The organism is Leptolyngbya sp. O-77 (assembly GCF_001548395.1).
Lineage (GTDB): Bacteria > Cyanobacteriota > Cyanobacteriia > Elainellales > Elainellaceae > Thermoleptolyngbya.
On sequence record NZ_AP017367.1, the window covers coordinates 1621631 to 1641101 of the forward strand.

Below are 19471 nucleotides of genomic sequence, written 5' to 3' on the forward strand. Positions count from 1 at the left end.
GAAAGGGCTGGGGGTTAGGAATTAGGAGTTTGGGAGAAATCCGCACAACAGCGGGTTTGTCACCTGACTGCGGTTCTTCCTTGTGGCTGCCTTTTGGTTCCTCCTGCTCACCTCACACAACTGCACTGCGCTATGCGACTTTTTGGACTGATTCCCACACCGCCGCCGCTCCGTCCGAAGTCCAACGTCTACGATTTGAAAGCTCGATTGGACTGGGGCGAGCCTGCGCTGACGATTATCGACGTGCGCGATCGCCCAGAGTTTAACGCTGCCCATATCGAAGGCGCAGTCTCGATTCCCACGGCTGAGCTGGTGGACACGGCGCTGGTTTATCTGGAGTTGGAGCGCGATCTCTACGTGTATGGCTATACCGACGAAGAAACGGCGATTGCCGCTGCCCAGCTCCGCGCTGCTGGGTTCCTCAACGTGTCGGAATTGCGCGGCGGGATGCCCGCATGGAAGGCGGTTGGTTTTCCGGTAGAAACCGCTAGAGCGATCGCAGCGTAGCAAAATCTGTCATTACGCCGTAGATTCCCCAAATCGCCATTGCCCGCAGGTAGTGGCTGGCGCGAAACGTTCCCGCTGCCGTAATCGCCTCTGGTGTGCGAAACTGCAAGCCGTTGTCGTAGATCTGACACACGACGGCTTCCGCCAGCCGCAGGGCTTCGTCCCGCAATCCCGTCTGCCACAAAAACGCCGCCAGCCCAAAGTTGATACCCGTCCACACTTCCAGCGGGTGCGTATCCTTCGGGTTCATGGGCGACCCGTCCGGCCGCAGCCCGTTGGCTGCACCAAACTTGCCGTCGTGAAACTTCAGGAAACACGCTGCATACACTGTCTTCAGCGCCGACCGGGCACAGTCCTCCGGCACTACATCCGGCAGCCCCAGCAGCCGCGCATAAAACTGCCCACACAACTGATCTGCCATTACCACGTCCGAACCACTGCCGCTGTCGATCTGGTAATATTGCCCGTTCCACAGCGTCGGGTGGAAGATGGCGCGGGATTGGGTGAGCCATTCTTGCCATCGGGTTTCGGGGGAATCTGTGGGAGGGGGAACGTTTGGGTTGGAGTGCTGACCTCTGCACTTCGCGAGGGCGATCGCCCCTTCCAGTGCCGCAATCCACAGCCCGCCGCAGTAGGCGCTGATGCCCTGCAAACGCCAGTCATCGAAGGTTTGGTCGGGTGCGCCGGAGTTTTCGGGAATGCCGTCGTGGTCTAGGTCAAAGGTTTTCAGGTAGTCCAGGGTGGCCACGACGGCGGGCCAGCAGTCTTCAAGAAACTGCGTATCGGTGCTGCCCGTTAGCACAAAATCTCGATAAACCTGGAGGACAAAATCGGCACCCAGGTCTTTCCAGAGGTTGCAATCCTGATAGCTGGTGTAGTTGGTCTTTTCCCAGGGGTGTTCGTTGGGTGCGCCGAGGTCGTGGGGCGTGGCTCCGGCTAGCTTGCGGGGAACCAGCGGACTTTCCGTTCCCTGAGTGGCGTAGTAGCCGATTTTGCGAAGCGTGGGGTCTTCTGCGGGGATGGCGCGGGCAAAGGCTCGCAGCACGGCTTTATCCAGTTCTGGAAACAGCATCAGCAGCGCAAAGGAGCCGTATAGCCGCACGTCCAGGCTCTCGTACCAGCGGTAGTCCAGGCATTCCACCACGGCAAACTGACCGACCGGATCGCGCTCCGTCGCCGCACTCCACAGCGTCGCCCCGTCCGTCAGGGCGTAGAGTTCGTTAAACAGGGCCATTTTGAACCAGTCGGGCAGGTCGCCTCGGTCGAGGATCGGCTGCTGCCACTGCTGAATCTGCGCTTGCCAGGTACGATACTGTGCCAGCGCAGTGCGGGCGATCGCCCAGGCGTTTTGCCCCGTTGTGCCAAAGAAATCGGTGTAGCGCCGCAGATAAGTTACGCCCTCGGCAAACTCCGTCACCGGAAAATCCCACGCCAGCGCCATCGGCATCTCCCGCGTTTCGCCCGGAGCCAGGGTAACCCGGAGGGCGATCGCCGCCGCAATTCTTTCTCCGGCTCTGGCGGGGGTTTCGTCGCACACATTGGGCAGCGAGCCGTCTTTTGAAAAAGTTGCCCACAGGTCGCTGCCGTCGCCCGTCGGATTCCAGCGGGTGTGATAGAAGACTTCCGCCTGGGAGGTCTGGCCAGCAATCTTGCTCCGTAATAGCGCGATCGCCCACTGACCCTCCCCCTCGGCGGGCGGCGCTTCCAGCCTTCGCCCCAGCACGCAGCCTGCGGCATCTCCCTCAGTGCGCCACTGGTTAAAGTTCCCCTCGCTCTCGCCAATGCGGGGCTGATATTCGTAAACCGGGCTGCCATCATCGCGCACCTTCACATCCGGCGACTTTAGCGTGTTGGTAAACCAGCCCGTCATGTTTTCCCAACTCAGCATTAGGCTCAGCGTGATCGGCGCATCCGTTGGGTTGTGCGCCGTCCACACAAACACCGCCACCGGATAGCTCGGTTCCTGGTAGTTGTGGGCCCAGATCGGCGAAAACTGTTCGCAGACCAAATTTGCCTGAAGCCCGCCATCATAGGCAAACCAACTGCGCGGATACAGCGCGTGATACGTGCCAGGATTTTCGGGCAGCGGCGCGACGGCCGGAGGGCATAGCCCGCGCTCATCTGCTTCCTTTACGAGCGCATAGGCCCAGGTGCCCTCGGCCGACTGCTCGAACACGCTGAACTGGCAGGCGGGCATGGATTGAAACCAGTGTTCGCCGCCGTCGATATGCCACAGGTTAAAGTCGCCCCGGGGCGATCGCCCAATGCAACCCGCCCCAAAGCCCCCCAGCGGCATCCCGTGCCAGGGGCCGTCGTCCAGGTTGCTGGCATAGCGGACGGTGTAGGGCTTGTCCCAGCCTTGCCCGATGGGGCGCGTCCAGGCGGCGGTGGGGATAGTTGGGGAACCGGGGAAATTTTTCATTTCCCGATTCTACACCTGCGGTCAGGGCGATTGTGGTCAGGGCGATTGGGGTCAGGGCGATTGGGGTCAGGGCGATTGGGGTCAGGGCGATCGCCCTTAATTCTGCAAGTCCCTGCACCTTTGGGCGATCGCTCCGACTTCGCTATCCTGTAAGCAGCATCCCGCAACCTCCAGCCCTCCCATGAGCAAACGTGCCCTCATCTTTGTGAATCGCAATGCCCGCAGCGGGAAGAAGCGCCTGGCTCAAGCGGTTGACATCTTGGATGAACTAGAGTTTGAGTTGGTGCTGGTGCCCTCCAAACGATCGGGCGAACTCGTAGATCTGATCCGCAAGCACCGAGATGAGTTGGATTTGGTGATTATTGGCGGCGGCGATGGCACCCTCAATCGAGTGGTTGATGTGTTGGTGGAGACTCAGTTGCCGCTGGGAATTTTGCCGCTAGGTACGGCGAATGACCTGGCGCGTACCCTCGGACTACCGCAAAGTGTCCCAGATGCCTGTCGCGCGATCGCCCAGGGCAAGCGTCGCTCTATCGACCTTGGTTGGGTCAATGGCAAGTATTTCTTCAATGTTGCCAGCCTTGGCCTCAGCGTCAAAATTACCCGTCGCCTCTCCCAGGGCATGAAGCAGCGCTGGGGCATATTGGCCTATGCCATTTCCGCTGTTCAAGCCCTCACCCAACTGCACCCCTTCCGAGCCGAGATCCGGGTGGATGGGGAGACAATCGCCGTCAAAACGCTCCAAATCGCAGTCGGCAATGGTCGCTACTACGGCGGAGGGATGGCGATCGCTGAGGATGCGGCGATCGATGACCAGCGACTCGACCTCTACAGCCTGGAGGTGAAGCACCTGTGGCAGTTCATTCCCCTGCTCTGGAAGATGCGCCGGGGCCAGCAGACCAGCCTTCCCTGGGTGCGCGGTTTGCATGGTCAGGAAATTGAAATTTACACCCGCGAACCCCACGCGATTAACACTGATGGCGAGATCACCACAGCAACCCCCGCCACCTTTCGTGTCATCCCCCAAGCACTCACCGTTCTGGTGGCAGATTAGGGACTGCTTCAAGAGTGAGAGGCAGATTAACTGACAAATCCCTTCTCGTTGCGATCAAGCCTTTGCAAGAGTAGTGCCCAGATTCGCAATGAATTCACCACCAGCATCCTAATCTCCCTGCCGCAGCCCCAACGAGTATGAGTACACTGAGATCATCGCAGTCGAGGGGTAGACTGGCATGGGTCAACGTTGCCCTGCAAAGGAGCCTTAGCCAATGGTGAATACCTTACCCGCACCGCAAAACCTGGTCACCGATGCGTGGGTCAAAGCGAGTTGGGAGACGTTTCTGGCGCTGGGCGATCGCCCTGAACTAGAACAAGCCCGGTTCTATTACGACGCTGACTCGATGAGGATTGAGACGATGCCGATTGGGGCTGGACACGGACGAGATAATAGCCTGCTGGCCCAAACGGTCAGTCTCTACGGCACGGTCAAAAATATTCGGATTGTCGGTTTGACCAATGGCAGTTTTCGCAAACCAGGCGTGCGCGAGTGTCAGCCTGACCTGGCGTATTACATTGGTGCCGCGTTCCGCATTCCACCCAAATCTTCTCAGCCCATTGATGTCAACGAGTTTGGCGCGCCGCAGTTGGTGATTGAAGTGGCCTCTACAACCCTCAGCGATGACCTCGGACGCAAGCGCCTGCTCTACGAGCGGCTGGGGGTGCAGGAATACTGGGTGGTGGATGTGGAGCAGGGTGAGGTGATCGCCTTTGCAGTGGCGGATGGGGGCAGTCGGCAAATCCGCGAGTCGGAGGTGCTGCCAGGACTGGCGATCGCCCTTGTGGAAGAAGTCCTCCAGCGCAGCCAGACGGAAGAAGACGGCGAGATTAACCGCTGGCTGCTCCAGGTGTTTCATAGCCAACCGCAGCAGGCAAGCCAAGCGAGTGAAGAACAAGCAAAAGAATGACAAGACTGATGGCTGATGTACAAGAGGCGCGGGTTGGGTGGGGATGGCTCAACTACACCCGGAGGCAAGGTTGACCATGACGACCACACCCACAACCCCAACCCCTCTCCCAGCGCGGGAGAGGGGCTTCTAGCCCAGTGCCCGTCTCTGGCTCCCCTTCGCCCCATTTGGGAGAAGAGGCTGGGGATGAGGGAAAGGACTGTCCGACCGGATGCCGCTATACAAACTGAAACGAGCTGCTGTTGAGGTTGAGCCTGCTGCCGCCCTGCACGACGGCGATTAGCTCATCGGTTTTGCCCGTTTCCAAAAAGATCGCCGTGCCCTTGCCCGTGGGCGATGCGCCCAGGCGATAGTCCGACGCTTTGCCGTGGAGTTGGATGGCGTCTTGCTTGCGGTTAAAGTCTTTGATCAGCGCGTAGTCCTGGAGTCCGGCGCGGCTGCGATTGCCGTCGTTGTAATAGACCCGTTGGCGATCGCCCAGCACGAACAGATCGCGTCCGCCACCGCCCGTGAGTTGGTCGATTTCATTACGTCCTGGCGTGCGGGTGTTGGGATTCACACCGATTAGAATGTCGTGCCCGCCGCGTGCATTGATGCGGTCATTGCCTCGCAGCCCCACCAGCATCTCGCCTGCATTCGTTCCGGTGAGCGTATCTTTGCGGTTGCTGCCGCGCAGGGTTCGCAGGCCTGGCACGGGTGGCAGAGACGGATCATCGACCGACGGCAATCCCGGCTGGGGGACGGGGCGGTTGCCACCGGGCGGCCGGGTGTTGGGGCGATCGCCACCCGGTGGGGTGCCGCCTGGCGGATTCCCCGGTTCGCCGCCCATTGGCTGGTCGTCATCGAGAATCGTCACCGTTGTTTGCGTGTTGCCGCGCAGGAGGCTGCGACCGCCAGCCACCTCCACCAATCGCAGTTCCAGCGTTTCATCACCTTCCACCAGCCCGTCTTGCACAATTGGAATCTGAATCGTTTTGTGAGATTCGCCGGGGCGAAAGTTGACAAACTCAGCATTGGGCAGCCTGTAGTCCTGTCCGTTGGTTGCTGTGCCGCCCGCCACCTCCAGCACCACGCTAGAGGCAACCTGCAAGTTGCCCGTGCGGGTGATAGTGACTTCTGCGCCCACCGGAGCACCATCTTCCCCAATTGTGTAAATCGGCTGACCAAAAGACACCTCCGCCGCCACCTCAAACCGCTGAGCATAGATGTTGTACTTGTTCGTATCTTTCGACTCGCCCTGCCAGGTGACGACAAAATCGCCATCCGGCTGCATGGCAACCGTGGGGAAGGATTGATTCCCCTCAGTGGTGGAATTGACCAGGAGAACGTCGCTGAGGGGCGTGCCGTCGGCACTAAAGCGGCGAACGTAAATCTCAGCCGTCGATTCATCGTCTCCTTCTAGCCAGGTCACCACAAAGTTTCCGGCTGCATCCATATCTAGGCTGGGCAGGTTAGCTTGCGGGGTGGAGCTGACTGAAATTTCGTCGCTGAGTGGGCGACCCGCTGCGTTGAACCGCCGCGCCACGATGCCTTTGACCCCGCAATCCCACACGACGACGAAGTTACCCGCCGCATCCATACTGATGGTTGCTTGATCTTGCTGTCCTACAGTCGTTTGGTTGACTGGAATTTCTGCACTGAGCGCCTGCCCTGCTGCATTAAACCGACGGGCATATACGCCATAGTTGCTGCCGTCTTGCTCAAAGCTAGACCAGGTGATTACAAAATTGCCTGCTTTGTCCACAGCGATCGCTGGATTGAACTGATCCTTTTGCGTCGTGACATTCACCAGAAATTCAGTGCGGGCAGGCGTTCCGTCAGCGTTAAACAGGCGGGCATAGATCCCAGTTCCACTGCCATCCTGACCGTTGCTAACCCAGGCGACGACGTAGCTGCTGTCGGGTCGGATGGCGATCGCCGCATCATCTTGTGTGCCGGAGCGTTCTACAGCAAAGAAGCCGGGCGGGCGTTCACCAGCTACCCCAATCTGAGACACCAAAATATCCGCACTATTGGTCTTTTGATTTTGGAAGGTTTGGGCGATCGCAATCTGTCCATCGGGTCTGAGGACAATTGCAGGCTGCTCGGCATAATCAAATACAGAAAGCGGGTTGCCCAACGGTGTGCCATCCTTCTGAAATCGACGGGCATGAACACTTTTACGATTGTTCAAGAATTCTTCCCAAGCGATCGTAAAGTTGCCGTCACGGTCAACATCTACAACTGGTGAAAACTGGTTGCTGACCGAGTTTGGCGCAATGCGTAACTCTTCTCCAGCTTTGATCACTGACATACTGCTTACTCCTAAAAACGCAGGTCAAATGCGGTAAAAACGGTAAAAATTTGAAAAAATAGGATACTGGGCTGCATCGATTCATCTGTTTCCGATTCGTGCAGCCCTGTGGTTTACCGATCTAGCGACTGATGGTGCCGATCGAGCCAGGCATACAAGCCGTCTTCTGTTTTGAAGCAGTACCAGTTCCGAGTGGCAGGATCATAAACTTCCCAATATTCATCACCACACTTGAGCTTGACGTGGCGCACCCTCAGTTCATTTGATCCTTTGAGTAGCTGAACAAGAGCGTTCCAGGCTGAATTCATCATTCCTTTCATAGAGCCTTTCCCTTTAGCATTCTTGACTGCGTGCAGCATGGCGGACTGAGACTTGAGATTGACCATGTAGAGTTTCATAGTGAAAGCCTCCTTCTGAAGGTGAAATAGGGATAAAACAGGCAGCACATATCGTTGTGTAGCGGCAAAAAAAGACAATGATCCTCTGTGCGCCTGCTGAGTGCTGGCGCGAAATCCTGGCTGCGCGGAATGTTGCAAATTTTAGATTCAGCCGGAGCAGACGCATTGCTGCCCCCGCCGACTTGTCTTAGGTAGTCAATCGGGCCATCATCAGCACGTCGGCATATCGGCCCGCCCGAAAGCCGTAGTCCTTCATCACGCCCTCCGGCACGAAACCAAACTTTTTGTAGAGGGCGATCGCCGCTTCATTGTCGGTATAGACGACCAGCTCCAGCCGATGCAGGTTTAGCACCTGGTCTGCCAGATCAACCGTCGCCTGCATTAACGCTGTGCCAATGCCCTGTCCTTGAAAGTTGGGATGCACAGCCACCGCGCCCAGATGTCCTACATGGCGCAGACGCGGATGCGGGCTGACATCCAGCCCCAGCGTGCCCGCCACGCAAAAATTGCTAATGGCAACCAGGGTAGAGTGCCCCTCTGCTGGGTGCATCACCCGTTGATACATGGCATCGCTCGTCACGTAGGGCAGTTCGTTGGTATGAGCCACAATTTCAGGAAGGGTCAGGAGCTGGTGTAGCTCACTCACGTCTTCTATCTGGGCGTGGCGAATCGTGACTGCGCTGGCTGCTGGGCGGGCGGGCTGCTGAGCGGGAAAGTAGGAGGAAATCTCTGAGGGAGCGATCGCCCGAAAGGAATTTGATTTGGGCTGAGTAATCATGATTGTTTCTATGGTTAAGTATTTAGGATTGATGGTGAGTATGAAGTCGCGGTGGGCGGCTTGTGAACGTTCCCAACCATCAAGCAGAAACGTTCACAAGCTTTTTGAAGTTGAACAATTGCCAGAAATTTGGCATTCATAAATGGTGTGAGCTGATTAAAGCTCAATGCGAAATTATGCAGAAACTATGCAGAAACCATGTGAGAACTATGCAGGTTTTACAAAACAGTTGAAAACTGCTGGATATAAGAATTTCCCAAAAATCGAAGAACCACAGGCTGGGAATATTCCGGTGCTAGTTCGACCGCATGAGCCACTGGAATAGCGTAGGAAATTCCTCGATATCGAGCCAATTTCATCTCGGTGCTGCTTGCACTTGCCACGCTAGAAAGTGGGACATCAATCTGGCTATAAGATAGTCCACGATAGATCAGTTGCATGATAGAAAATCTCCTGAAGATTCAAGATTACAGGGTCAAAATTGCAGCGAGTCACGGTCGATTATCAGAAGAATATTCCCAGTGATTTGGAGCTGTAGAATTAGCTTTTTAGAGCCAGTTCTATGAAGCCGTTCCTGTGAAAATTGCCTCTGATGTCTCTAACGATAGGGGTAAGTTTTGAGCCTGTCTTTACAGAAAAGTATGGACTCAGGTATGGAGTTCCCAAACCCAAAAGTATGGTGCAGGACATCCTGCTGTGCCCCAAAAGCCTCCCACTGGAGGGCAATCCCCGCTAAAATCAATTAGTTGTGATAGAAAATAGCACCGGGTATCGTTCCTGAAATATCAGTTCCATGGAGCTTGAGCAGGTCATCCCCAGCATCAACGCCACCTTGCTGTCCAGCCACCACCGCTGCCTAACAGAGCTAGAAATCGAGCTATTGCGGGGAGCCTGGGAAAGCTTGACCTACGACGAAATTTCCGCAGCATCAGGCTATTCCCTCAACTACTTGCAGCGCGACATTGGCCCCAAGTTTTGGAAGCTGCTAAGCGATACTTACGGCCGCAAGCTCAACAAAACTAACGCCAGAGCTATCCTTACCCGCTTCGCGCAAGAGGCGAAAACGCCCCCCAATCAGCCACTTCAGGACTTGCTCTCCTCCTTTTCCCCGCCGAACCCACCCAAAGCCGACTGGGGTGAAATCATTGACGTGTCCACCTTCTATGGACGCACCGATGAGCTAGACACGCTGACAGGCTGGATTCGGGGCGATCGCTGTCGGCTGGTTGCGCTGGTGGGCATGGGCGGCATTGGCAAAAGCTCCCTGGCGGCGAAGATTACCCAAATCCTGCAAGACGAGTTTGACCTGATTATCTGGCGATCGCTCCGCAATGCCCCGCCACTGGAGTTGCTGCTGGCTGAATTGGTGCCTTTCCTGTCGCAGCAGCAAGACACCCAGGCAAAGCCAGAAAGATTGCTCCATTGGCTCCGCACTCATCGCTGTTTGCTGATTCTGGACAATGTGGAAACGATCATGCAGGCGGGCGATCGCGCCGGATATTACCAGCCAGATTATGAAAACTATGGCGATCTATTCCGGCTGCTGGGCGAAACATCGCACCAGAGTTGTGTGCTGCTGACCACGCGAGAAATCCCAGCAGAGGTAGGTATGCTGGAAACGTTGGACGGGCCAGTGCGCCTGCTGCCGCTGAAGGGGTCAGCAGAAATGGCGCTGGCGCTGCTAGAATCTCGCGCCCTGATCGGCACTGAGGATGAGAAACGTCAGCTTTGCGAGTTTTACAATTGCAGCCCACTAGCAGTTAAGCTAATTTCCTCCTCAATCCAAAGCCTGTTTGACGGCAGCATTTCAGCATTCTGGCGCGAGGAAGTCAAGGTTTTTAACGGCATTCGTCGGCTTCTAGAGCAACAGTTTGAACGGTTATCTTACCTAGAGCAAGCAGTTATGTACTGGCTGGCGATTAACCGCGAGTGGGTGTCGCTGGATGAACTAATGGAAGACCTGGTGCCGCCTGTGTCGCGGGCGAGCCTGCTGGAGTCGCTGGAGTCGCTGAGCTGGCGATCGCTCATCGAAAAAAATCAGGGACGCTATACACAGCAGCCTGTAGTCATGGAATATGTTACGTCTCAGTTCATCCATCAGGTTTCGACGGAACTAGTTACGTGCCGATTGAACTTCTTTGCTCGATTCGCGCTGGCGAAAAACTCTATTCGTGACTACATTCACGAAAGCCAGGTTCGCATCATTCTGCAACCTGTGCTCAATCACCTCCAGACAGCGTTCAGCCAGCCCGACTTACTGCGAGATCAGTTCTGCAAAATTCTGAAGCAAGTCCGGCAAGGATGCTGCTATCCCAACTGCTATAGCGCAGGTAACTTACTCAATCTCATGGGTCAATATGACCTGGATTTGACGGGATATGATTTTTCTGGCTTGACGCTGCGCCACGCCCATTTGCAAAAGCGCAATCTGCACAAAGTTAACTTCACCCAAGCGCAGTTTATTGACCCTGTTTTTACCCACACGTTGACTTCTATTTTTGCTGTTGCTTTCAGTCCTGATGGAACGCTGCTTGCCACAGGAGAAAGCACGGGCGAGATTCACATCTGGCGCACAGGCGAAACGCAACCGCTCTTGGCGCTGACCGGCCACGCGAATCGGATTCTGTCGGTCAGCTTTAGCCCGGATGGATGCTGGCTAGCCAGCGCCAGTGCCGACAGCACCATCAAGCTGTGGGATTTGGACTCTGGGGCGATCGCCGCGACGTTGACCGGGCACACGAACGGTGTTTGCTCAGTACGTTTTAGCGCCGATCAGTCCCTGCTAGCCAGCGCCAGTCTAGACGGCACGATTCGCCTGTGGGACGTGCAAACGGCGCAATTGCTTCGTGTGCTGGATGGACATACCGACTGGGTGTGGGGCGTGTGCTTTAGCCCGATTGCGGGCCCCCCACTGCTGGCTAGCGGCAGCGCTGATGCTACTGTCAAACTCTGGGATGCGGCATCGGGACAACTGCTGCAAACGCTGGAAGGGCATGGCGATCGCATCTGGTCGGTGCAGTTTAGCCCAGACGGCCGCCTGCTGGCCAGCACCAGCGAAGACTGCACGATTAAGCTGTGGGACGTGGCAACGGGTCAGCTTTTGCGGACGCTGGCGGGGCACAGCAGCATCATCTGGTCGGCCAGCTTTAGCGCCGATGGTCGCCTGTTGGCCAGCGGCAGTTCCGACCAAACGGTGCGCCTGTGGGATGTGGAAACGGGGCAACTGATGCGGGTGTTGACAGGACACACCAATCGCGTTTGGTCGGTGCGATTTAGCCCGTCCGTCGAGCATTTGCCCTTTGACTCACAAAGCCTGCTGGCCAGCGGCAGCGCCGACTGCACCATGAAGCTATGGGATGCGGCATCGGGGCAGTTGCTCAAGACCATCCAGGGCTATACCAACGGCGTGCGATCGCTCGACTTTAGCGATGACGGGCAGACCCTGGCGAGTGGAACCATTGCAGACGACGCGGTTCGGCTCTGGCACGTACCGACGGGCACCCTTCTAAAAACGCTGACGGGGCATACCGATTCCATTCATACAGTTCGCTGTTACACTGCACCCGACGGACAGGAACGGGTGATTAGCGCCGGGTCTGACCATACGATTCGGCTGTGGAACGCGCAAACAGGACAACTGATGAAAACGCTGCATGGACATACTGACACGATCTGGTCGATTAGCGTTGCGCCACAGTTGAATTGGTGTGCCAGTGCTGGAGCCGACAACACAATCCGGCTGTGGGATTTGGAAAGCGGTCGCTTGCTCCATACACTGACAGAAACGAAAGGATGGGTTTGGGCAGTCACCTTTAGCCCCGACGGTCGCCAGATTGCAACGGGCAGTGCCAATTGCCTGGTCAAGCTGTGGGATGTGGCATCGGGCAAATTGCTGAAAGCCCTAGAAGGACACACAGCCTGGGTGCGATCGGTCAAGTTCAGCCCGGATGGATTGCAGATTGCGAGCGGCAGCGCCGACTGCACAGTGAAAGTATGGTGTGCCCAAACGGGTGAATTGAAAATGACATTAGCCGGACATGATAGCTGGACGTGGGAGGTCAGCTTTAGTCCTGATTGCAGAACGCTGGTAAGCAGCAGTACGGATGGCACTCTGAAGCTATGGGATACGCAAACTGGAACATTATTGAACACGCTGAAAGGACATACAGGCGAAGTTTGGTCAGCACGCTTTAGCCCCGATGGAAGCCTGCTGGCTAGCAGCAGCGCCGATGAAACCGTGCGCCTGTGGGATGCCAAAACGGGCGAATGTGTGCAAGTGTTGAGGAGCGATCGCCCCTACGAAGGCATGAACATTACCGGCGTGATGGGGCTGACGGAGCCACAAAAAGCCGCACTAATCGCCCTCGGCGCAGTAGAAAATGGATCTGTTTGACCAGCACCGACAGCAACTCACCGCCGCCGAAGCGCCCCTAGCAGCTCGGATGCGGCCGCGCACCCTAGCAGAATACATCGGGCAGGAGCATATCCTGGGCGAAGGGCGACTGCTGCGCCGCGCCATTCAGGCAGATCAACTCTCATCGCTGATTTTTTATGGCCCGCCGGGAACCGGTAAAACGACGCTGGCGATGGTGATTGCCAACACGACCCGCGCCCGCTTTCTGTCGATTAATGCAGTGCTAGCGGGGGTGAAGGAGATTCGAGAGGCGATCGCCCTTGCCCAGGAAACCCGTGGTATGTATGGACAGCGCACGATTCTGTTTGTGGATGAGGTGCATCGGTTCAACAAGTCTCAGCAAGATGCGCTGCTGCCCTGGGTGGAAAACGGCACGGTGATTCTGATCGGCGCAACAACTGAAAATCCTTACTTTGAGGTAAATAAGGCGCTGGTCAGCCGTTCGCGAGTGTTTCAGCTTAAGCCGCTGACGGAACGGGATCTAGAACGAGTCATCGATCAGGCGTTGCAGGATGGCGATCGCGGCTATGGAAAGCTCAAAATCCAAATCGATCCAGATGCTCGCACGCACTTAGTCAATGTGGCGAATGGCGATGCCCGCACGCTGCTGAACGCGCTGGAACTCGCCGTCGAAACCACACCTCCGAATGCAGACGGAACGATTCATATCACCCTGGAAGTCGCCGAAGAATCTATTCAAAAACGGGCGGTTTTATACGATAAGGAAGGCGATGCCCACTTCGACACCATCAGTGCCTTTATCAAAAGCCTGCGCGGTTCCGACCCGGACGCGGCACTCTACTGGCTGGCCCGCATGGTCTACGCAGGCGAAGATCCGCGCTTTATCTTTCGGCGGATGCTGATCCTAGCGGGGGAAGATGTGGGCATGGCCGACCCAAACGCAGTGGTGGTTGTCTACGCTTGCGCCGAAGCCTTTGACCGCGTGGGAATGCCGGAAGGGCGCTATCCGCTGGCGCAGGCGGCGCTGTATCTGGCGACTTGTCCCAAGTCGAACAGCGTGATGGCTTTCTTTGATGCGCTGTCGTCCGTCGAAGCCGAACGCGAAGCCGAAGTGCCCACCCATCTGCGTGATGCTAATCGAGATCAGGATGGATTTGGGCACGGCAAAGGTTATCTTTATCCCCATTCTTATCGCGAACACTGGGTAGCGCAGCAGTATCTTCCGGGCAGCTTGCAGGGGCAGGTGTTTTATCAGCCGTCGGATCAGGGCTATGAGGGGCAAATTCAGCAGGCGGTAGCGCGACGACGCGAGGCGCAACTGGCGGCGCTGCTGGAGGGCGTGGGCGTGGCGCTGCTGGAAGTGCTAACCTTTAGCCCGGCCGATGCGGGGGTGGATCGCTGGCTGCAACGGACGCTGAGCCAGTCTGGGGAACGGCTGGCCCAGATGCGCGATCGCCTCTTTGCCCTGGCTCCGCCCCAGCGCCACCACCTGATTCTCGACCTAAATGCGGGCAGCGGCTTGTTGACCTGGGAAGCCGTGCGGCGCGTGCCCGAAGGCGGGGTCTATGCCTGTGCGCCCCAACCCCAGGATGCTGAAGCGCTGCGAGAACAGGCGGCTGCGCTGCCGGAACTGTTGCGTCCCGTGGTGCTACACAGCGCGATCGCCAATTTACCCGCTGTACTGAGTGCCGAGTACCCAAACTTGCGATTTGATCGGCTCATGGGTCGGAATGTGTTTTTGAATGCGATCGCCCCTCCCGACACATGGCTCCAAGCCTGGAAATTGCTGCTGCAACCTGAAGGGTATCTGCTCCTGGCAGAGACAATGCCTCGTCATACGCAGCGCCTGCACCAGCTCATTCCCTCAGACCGCATTCCATCCAGGCTACTGAACCGCTGGCGCAAAGCGGAGGAACAGCTTTACGAAAGCGCCGCGGTCTGGAGCATGACCTGGGATGTACAAGACCTGGAAACGCTATTTGATCAAGCAGGGTTCACCGCAGAGATTGCGCTGGAACACACGCAAACGGAACTGCTGATTTCACCCGCGCTGATTGACCGCTGGTTTGCATCTGCCAGTGCCAAACCCACCTATGCGGAACAGATCCGCGAATTCCTCTCGGATGCGGATCTGAACCAGATTCAAATGCTATTGCGCCAATGCTTGAGCCACCAGACGGTGCAGTGGCAGGGGCGATCGCCCTTTGTCAAAGCCCACCCCAAGCTCTCACCAAGTCTCTAGGGCTGGCCCGCAGGCGGTAGCGCTGGAGCACCGGGGGACGACTGACCTGCGCCAGCGCTGCCCGGCTGTGCAGGACTGCCACCATTGCTGCGAGGCAGCGGCGCAGAAGGCGTTCCGAGTGGATCGCCCGGCACAGTCGGCAAGCCAAAGGGATCGAGCGGCGTTGCCGGATTGCCCAGACCGGGATTGCCCAGACCGGGATTATTCAATCCCGGCGCTCCACCGGGCGTTGAGAAGCCAGGCTGACCGGGTGCAATTTGCTCAGTTGGATTTTGAGTTGTGGGTGTAACGGCTAACGCAACGCGATCGCCCCCCACAGCCCGCAGCAAGTCCAACACCCGCACCACGCTGTCATAGCTGGCGTAGGGCGGCGCATTTAGCACGATCGTTCCATCAGGCGACTCTTGCTGAAACTGCTGCACCAACTGCACCAAGCGCGACTCATCTACGGGGTCTTCATCCCAATACAGCGTACCGACCGGATCGATCGTCACAATTTTGGTTTGTCGCATTTGGGCCACGCCTGTAGAGGCGCTGGGCAAATCGGTGTTGATTGCAAACTGGCGCGTCAGCGACACCGCTGCCAGGATAAAGAAAGTCAGGATGCAAAAGATCACGTCGATTAGCGGAATTAGCTCGATCCGCACGTCGTCTTGCTGCGATCCGGGGTTGAGGATTTTCATAGCCAGCGGTTTGGAGAAACGTTAGGGAGATGGGGTGAGACGGCCCCTGTGCTGAAGCGGGCGGGCTAAAACCCTCAGGACGGCTCTGCGGCTTCGGCGCTGGTGCCCGAAGGGTCTGGGGCGATCGCGCTAGAGTTGGCTCGTTTGGCGAGATGTCCGGCATTCTGCCCGCTCCAAGTCTTGCGATAGAGCAGTTCTAGTTCATTGCCTGCTTTCTGGAAAATCTTGGCTTGTTGAGCAATCAGCCCCTGAAACACGCGATAAAACGCCAGCGACACAATCGCGATAATTAGCCCAGTGGCGGTAGTAATCAGCGCTTCAGAAATGCCCAGCGTCACGTTTTCTGTCGCCGTCGTGCCCAGATCGCCCAGCCGAATCGAGCCGAGAGAATTAATCAACCCCAGCACCGTTCCCAGCAGGCCCAGCAGCGGGGCGATCGCAATCACGGCTTCCAAAATCTTGTCGCCCTTGTGCATGGCGGCGAGTTCTTCCTGAGCGCTGGCTTCCATCGCCAACTGCACCACGTCCGGTTCCTGGTCTTTTAGCTCTAGACCCGCATTCAAAAAGCGTCCAATTGGCTGATCGATGGCACTGCGAGCCAAATCTCCCGCCGATCGCCAATCGCGCTGGGCTGCTTCTAGCACCCGTCCGGCAGTTTCTCGTTCACGGGTCAAAATTTTCCACCAAAAGAGGACGCGCTCGATCACCACCGTTAGCGACAGGATCGAGAGCAGCAGCAGCGGCCACATCACAAAGCCGCCCTTAGAAAAAAGCTCACCAATATTCACAGTATTTTTTGTCCTCCATCCATGACTGGTGGGTGCGCGAACTGGGAGGGGTTCTGGCTTAAAATCCGGTATCCGCTCCAGGCCGTTTCAATTTTAGAGAATTTTCAGCAACCTTTCCCAATCTGGTTCCGCGAGATCTGCTGAAAAGCGCTGGAAGGATTGATTTTCCATTGATTTTCTGGATCTGATATCCGTCAAACAGGGCTTCCCAAATCCTCCTTAGCCCCTCCCTACTGCAAGACGTAACGCAGGGGGACTGAGTTCTGGGTTAGATAGACCCTTTAAGATTTTGGACAAAGCTGGGCACTCTGGAGAAAACTCTGGGCGTGGGTGGAGCCTGACTGAATTTGAGAATCATGACTTGACTATTACTTGTATGATTTGACCGTTCACTTGACCATCCCCCCTTCAGCATCTCCCCTCGACCATTGCCAGATGTGAAACGGTCATTTGCTTACTAGACTTGCTCCCATACAAATCACCACTACTAAAAATCGCCACTACTGAAATCGCCACTGCTGAAATCACCACTACTGAATCCTGTGGAAAACCGCGATGCATCGAGCGAAACGACTTCATCCTGCTCATCTACCGTCCCAGCCTCTCCTGTCTCAGCCTTTAACACGCCAGCCACTCTTGGCGCGATCGTCCCATCAAACACACCCTCTGGCACACCCTCTGGCACACCCTCTGGCACACCCTCTGGCACACCCTCTGGTGCAGCGGCTGGCGGTGCGCGGCTCCCTGCTTGCGGGTCTGGTGGTGCTGTGGGCTGGCAGCCTGGGATTTGCAGGGGCGATCGCCCAGACTGTGCCCCAAGCGGCACAGCGGGCCTACAACAGCGGGGTTGCCAAGCTCAACAATCGCGACTACAGCGGCAGCATCGCCGACTTTACCCAGGCCCTCAGCTTTAGCCCCACCAGCGCCGCCATCTACGCGATGCGGGGCGCAGCCTACGCTGGACTGGGCCAGTTTGAACCCGCGATCGCCGACTACACCGCTGCGCTGCAACTCGACCCTACCTACGCCGATGTCTATTTCAATCGCGGCGTGGCATACTACAGCGTCGGCAATGCCAGCGCCGCCCTCAGCGACTTCAACCAGGCCGCCCAGCTTACGCCAAACCGGGCTGAGGTATATCTCTTCCAGGGGCGGGCTCGGGCGGCAACGGGCGACCTCGACGGGGCGATCGCCGCCTTGAATCAGGCCATCGCGCTCCAGGCAAATTATCCCGAAGCCTACCTGAATCGCGGCGTGGTGCGGGCGCGACAGGGCAACCACGACGCGGCGATCGCCGACTATGACCAGGCGATCCGCCAGCGCTCGAACTATGCCGATGCCTACCTCAACCGGGGCAGTTCCCGCTTTGCCCAGGGCGACCTAGAAGCGGCCCTGCGAGACTTTAACGAGGCCGTCGCCAAAGACAATACCTCCGCCGTGGCCTATTTCAACCGGGGCTATGCGGCAGTAACCCTGGGCGATCGCCGCGCTGCCCTGTCCGACTTTAACCAGGCGATTCGGCTTGATCCGGGCTATACGGCCGCCTACCTGAATCGCGGTATGCTGCGGGCCGCAGGTGGCAATATGGACGGAGCTATGAGCGACCTCAATCAAGCTGTGTCACTGTCGCCAGACGATGCCCCCGCTTACAAAGCCCGCGCCGATGTGCTGATGCAGATGGGCGAACCACAGCGAGCGATCGCCGACTATACCCGCGCCATCGAGCGCCAGCCCGACAGTGCCAGCCTGATGATGGCCCGCGCCGCCGCTCGCCTAACCCAGAACGATTTCTCTGGCGCAAATCAGGATTTGACTCAGGCGATCGCCCTCGAACCCAACAATGCTGAGGCCTATGGCAGGCGCGGCGCGGTGCGGCTGCGGCTGGGCGATGCCCGCAGCGCCCTCAACGACCTCAACCAGGCAACCCGACTCAATCCGCAAGATGCCGACAGTTTCTATCACCGGGGCATTGCCAAAAGGCGACTGGGCGATCGCACGGGGGCACTGGCCGACCTGCGCCAGTCTGCGGCGCTCTATCGCCAGCAGAGCCGCGCCGAGGGCTACCGAAATGCGATCGCCGAAATGTCGTCCCTCCAGTGAATCTAAGGGTGGGGGATTATTTTTCCCCTCCCCTACAGAGGAAAACGCCTCCGTCCCTCCAGTCATTTGAGCGTGGGAGGATTGCGCCGCAGCGCCGAGCCCAGAGGGACAGAAAGCTAGCCCGCTGAACGGTTCAGCCAAAAGGCTAGCAACCCAATCAGCCCCATGTGGGCGGGATAAAACCAGTAGAACCATCGCGCTTTGGGGCCGCGCTCATGACTGGCACAGGCGAAGATCGGAGCAGCAAAACCCGCGAGAAACTGGAGATTCCCCGGCATGACCAGCATTGTCAGAGCGGTGAAAATGCACCACACCGCCCACCACAGTGGCGTTGGCTTGTAGTTGCCGATCAGGGCGATCAAAGCAATGCCGTAGGCATCGTAGTTAAAGTTTGCCAACTCAGCAGCGATCGCCCCCACCAGCCAGATCAGCACTGCCCAGCGGGGCCACTGCCGCGCCGCCCGCAAACACAGCAAGCCCAGCAGCAGCGTAAATAAGATGTTGAAATCCTCAAACAGCGCAATCCCAAACGTGAACTGATAAATCGGCTGCGACAGGACTGCCATCCCTAGCAGCCGCAGCGCATATTGGCGAAAATTTTGCGTGTGAGCTTCTCCCTGCACCAGCAGCCACGCAAACAGCGGAAAGCTGAGCCGACCCAGCCCGTAGCACAGCATTTCCCAGTCAGTCTCACGCAAAAAGACGTAGCCGACATGATCAATCACCATTAGCCCCGCTGCCAGCAGCTTGATCTGATAATTGCTCAGTGTTGCAAAACGTGCCGAAAGGTCTGAAGACACAGTGCTAGATCTAGATTTACCTGAGCGTCCCCAATCTGAAAGTCTGGCAAGGAAATTAGGGGTTTTGCTACTAGGCAACCTCAAACAAGGCTGCTAGTGTATACGTGGACTTGAGGAGCGA

At 57.3% G+C, this 19471-nt stretch carries 16 protein-coding genes; 7 read left to right on the forward strand and 9 right to left on the reverse strand.

All coding sequences use genetic code 11. The annotated features are described in order from the left end of the window. Positions 1–132: 132 nt before the first annotated feature. Positions 133–507, forward strand: a complete 375-nt coding sequence (locus tag O77CONTIG1_RS06950; RefSeq protein WP_068509209.1) for a rhodanese-like domain-containing protein — start codon at positions 133–135, stop codon at positions 505–507. Here O77CONTIG1_RS06950 and O77CONTIG1_RS06955 read toward each other — a convergent pair. After that, positions 488–2929, reverse strand: coding sequence for a GH116 family glycosyl hydrolase (locus O77CONTIG1_RS06955; RefSeq protein ID WP_068509211.1), 2442 nt, complete (start codon positions 2927–2929; stop codon positions 488–490). The genes O77CONTIG1_RS06950 and O77CONTIG1_RS06955 overlap by 20 nt on opposite strands. A gap of 32 nt (positions 2930–2961) precedes the next feature. On the opposite strand from O77CONTIG1_RS06955, the gene O77CONTIG1_RS24265 reads away from it, so the two are divergent. The 3 genes from O77CONTIG1_RS24265 (at position 2962) to O77CONTIG1_RS06965 (ending at position 4893) form a co-directional block, all read left to right on the forward strand. Continuing rightward, the gene (locus tag O77CONTIG1_RS24265) at positions 2962–3114 is read left to right on the forward strand and encodes a hypothetical protein (RefSeq protein ID WP_156435013.1); all 153 of its coding nucleotides are present in this window, start codon (positions 2962–2964) and stop codon (positions 3112–3114) included. Continuing rightward, the gene (locus O77CONTIG1_RS06960) at positions 3111–3983 is read left to right on the forward strand and encodes a lipid kinase (protein ID WP_068509214.1); all 873 of its coding nucleotides are present in this window, start codon (positions 3111–3113) and stop codon (positions 3981–3983) included. The genes O77CONTIG1_RS24265 and O77CONTIG1_RS06960 overlap by 4 nt, the downstream gene beginning before the upstream one ends. Positions 3984–4197: 214 nt before the next feature. Further along, the gene (locus O77CONTIG1_RS06965) at positions 4198–4893 is read left to right on the forward strand and encodes a Uma2 family endonuclease (protein ID WP_068509215.1); all 696 of its coding nucleotides are present in this window, start codon (positions 4198–4200) and stop codon (positions 4891–4893) included. Positions 4894–5110: 217 nt separating this feature from the next. Here O77CONTIG1_RS06965 and O77CONTIG1_RS06970 read toward each other — a convergent pair whose 3' ends face one another. The 4 genes from O77CONTIG1_RS06970 to O77CONTIG1_RS06985 form a co-directional block, all read right to left on the reverse strand. Further along, positions 5111–7186, reverse strand: a complete 2076-nt coding sequence (locus O77CONTIG1_RS06970) for a Calx-beta domain-containing protein (protein ID WP_068509217.1) — start codon at positions 7184–7186, stop codon at positions 5111–5113. A gap of 113 nt (positions 7187–7299) precedes the next feature. After that, positions 7300–7584 carry a hypothetical protein gene (locus tag O77CONTIG1_RS06975; RefSeq protein ID WP_156435015.1) on the reverse strand — a complete coding sequence of 95 codons (285 nt, stop codon included), beginning with the start codon at positions 7582–7584 and terminating at the stop codon, positions 7300–7302. Positions 7585–7771: 187 nt separating this feature from the next. Further along, entirely contained in the window at positions 7772–8362 is a 591-nt protein-coding gene (locus tag O77CONTIG1_RS06980; protein ID WP_084782299.1) for a GNAT family N-acetyltransferase, read from the reverse strand. A gap of 218 nt (positions 8363–8580) precedes the next feature. Beyond that, entirely contained in the window at positions 8581–8802 is a 222-nt protein-coding gene (locus tag O77CONTIG1_RS06985) for a DUF4278 domain-containing protein (RefSeq protein WP_068509220.1), read from the reverse strand. 353 nt (positions 8803–9155) lie between these two features. Between O77CONTIG1_RS06985 and O77CONTIG1_RS06990 the strand changes: the two genes are divergently transcribed. Together O77CONTIG1_RS06990 and O77CONTIG1_RS06995 are read left to right on the forward strand one after the other, a co-directional pair. After that, positions 9156–12755: an NB-ARC domain-containing protein gene (locus O77CONTIG1_RS06990; RefSeq protein ID WP_068509221.1), complete on the forward strand. Its 3600-nt coding sequence runs from the start codon at positions 9156–9158 to the stop codon at positions 12753–12755. Then, positions 12742–14979: an AAA family ATPase gene (locus tag O77CONTIG1_RS06995; protein WP_068509223.1), complete on the forward strand. Its 2238-nt coding sequence runs from the start codon at positions 12742–12744 to the stop codon at positions 14977–14979. Before O77CONTIG1_RS06990 ends, O77CONTIG1_RS06995 begins: the two co-directional genes overlap by 14 nt. Here the strand turns inward: O77CONTIG1_RS06995 and O77CONTIG1_RS07000 are convergent. The 3 genes from O77CONTIG1_RS07000 to O77CONTIG1_RS25135 form a co-directional block, all read right to left on the reverse strand. Continuing rightward, positions 14976–15662 (reverse strand): ExbD/TolR family protein, encoded by a 687-nt coding sequence (locus O77CONTIG1_RS07000; protein ID WP_068509225.1) that lies wholly within the window; start codon positions 15660–15662, stop codon positions 14976–14978. The two genes, O77CONTIG1_RS06995 and O77CONTIG1_RS07000, sit on opposite strands and share 4 nt — an antisense overlap. Before the next feature lie 74 nt (positions 15663–15736). Further along, the gene (locus O77CONTIG1_RS07005; protein ID WP_068509227.1) at positions 15737–16450 is read right to left on the reverse strand and encodes a MotA/TolQ/ExbB proton channel family protein; all 714 of its coding nucleotides are present in this window, start codon (positions 16448–16450) and stop codon (positions 15737–15739) included. A gap of 487 nt (positions 16451–16937) precedes the next feature. After that, positions 16938–17159, reverse strand: a complete 222-nt coding sequence (locus O77CONTIG1_RS25135; protein WP_172799641.1) for a hypothetical protein — start codon at positions 17157–17159, stop codon at positions 16938–16940. 8 nt (positions 17160–17167) lie between these two features. On the opposite strand from O77CONTIG1_RS25135, the gene O77CONTIG1_RS07010 reads away from it, so the two are divergent. Next, positions 17168–18550: a tetratricopeptide repeat protein gene (locus tag O77CONTIG1_RS07010; protein ID WP_068509229.1), complete on the forward strand. Its 1383-nt coding sequence runs from the start codon at positions 17168–17170 to the stop codon at positions 18548–18550. Between the two features lie 116 nt (positions 18551–18666). On the opposite strand, the gene O77CONTIG1_RS07015 is transcribed toward O77CONTIG1_RS07010, so the two are convergent. Further along, entirely contained in the window at positions 18667–19350 is a 684-nt protein-coding gene (locus tag O77CONTIG1_RS07015; RefSeq protein WP_225894707.1) for a TraX family protein, read from the reverse strand. Positions 19351–19471 lie beyond the last annotated feature (121 nt).

Excerpts from the sequence above, each read along its gene's own strand:
- O77CONTIG1_RS06950 (WP_068509209.1), top strand. The coding sequence starts at position 133 with ATGCGACTTTTTGGACTGATTCCCACACCGCCGCCGCTCCGTCCGAAG.
- O77CONTIG1_RS06955 (WP_068509211.1), bottom strand. The coding sequence starts at position 2,929 with ATGAAAAATTTCCCCGGTTCCCCAACTATCCCCACCGCCGCCTGGACG.
- O77CONTIG1_RS06960 (WP_068509214.1), top strand. The coding sequence starts at position 3,111 with ATGAGCAAACGTGCCCTCATCTTTGTGAATCGCAATGCCCGCAGCGGG.
- O77CONTIG1_RS06965 (WP_068509215.1), top strand. The coding sequence starts at position 4,198 with ATGGTGAATACCTTACCCGCACCGCAAAACCTGGTCACCGATGCGTGG.
- O77CONTIG1_RS06970 (WP_068509217.1), bottom strand. The coding sequence starts at position 7,186 with ATGTCAGTGATCAAAGCTGGAGAAGAGTTACGCATTGCGCCAAACTCG.
- O77CONTIG1_RS06975 (WP_156435015.1), bottom strand. The coding sequence starts at position 7,584 with ATGAAACTCTACATGGTCAATCTCAAGTCTCAGTCCGCCATGCTGCAC.
- O77CONTIG1_RS06980 (WP_084782299.1), bottom strand. The coding sequence starts at position 8,362 with ATGATTACTCAGCCCAAATCAAATTCCTTTCGGGCGATCGCTCCCTCA.
- O77CONTIG1_RS06985 (WP_068509220.1), bottom strand. The coding sequence starts at position 8,802 with ATGCAACTGATCTATCGTGGACTATCTTATAGCCAGATTGATGTCCCA.
- O77CONTIG1_RS06990 (WP_068509221.1), top strand. The coding sequence starts at position 9,156 with ATGGAGCTTGAGCAGGTCATCCCCAGCATCAACGCCACCTTGCTGTCC.
- O77CONTIG1_RS06995 (WP_068509223.1), top strand. The coding sequence starts at position 12,742 with ATGGATCTGTTTGACCAGCACCGACAGCAACTCACCGCCGCCGAAGCG.
- O77CONTIG1_RS07000 (WP_068509225.1), bottom strand. The coding sequence starts at position 15,662 with ATGAAAATCCTCAACCCCGGATCGCAGCAAGACGACGTGCGGATCGAG.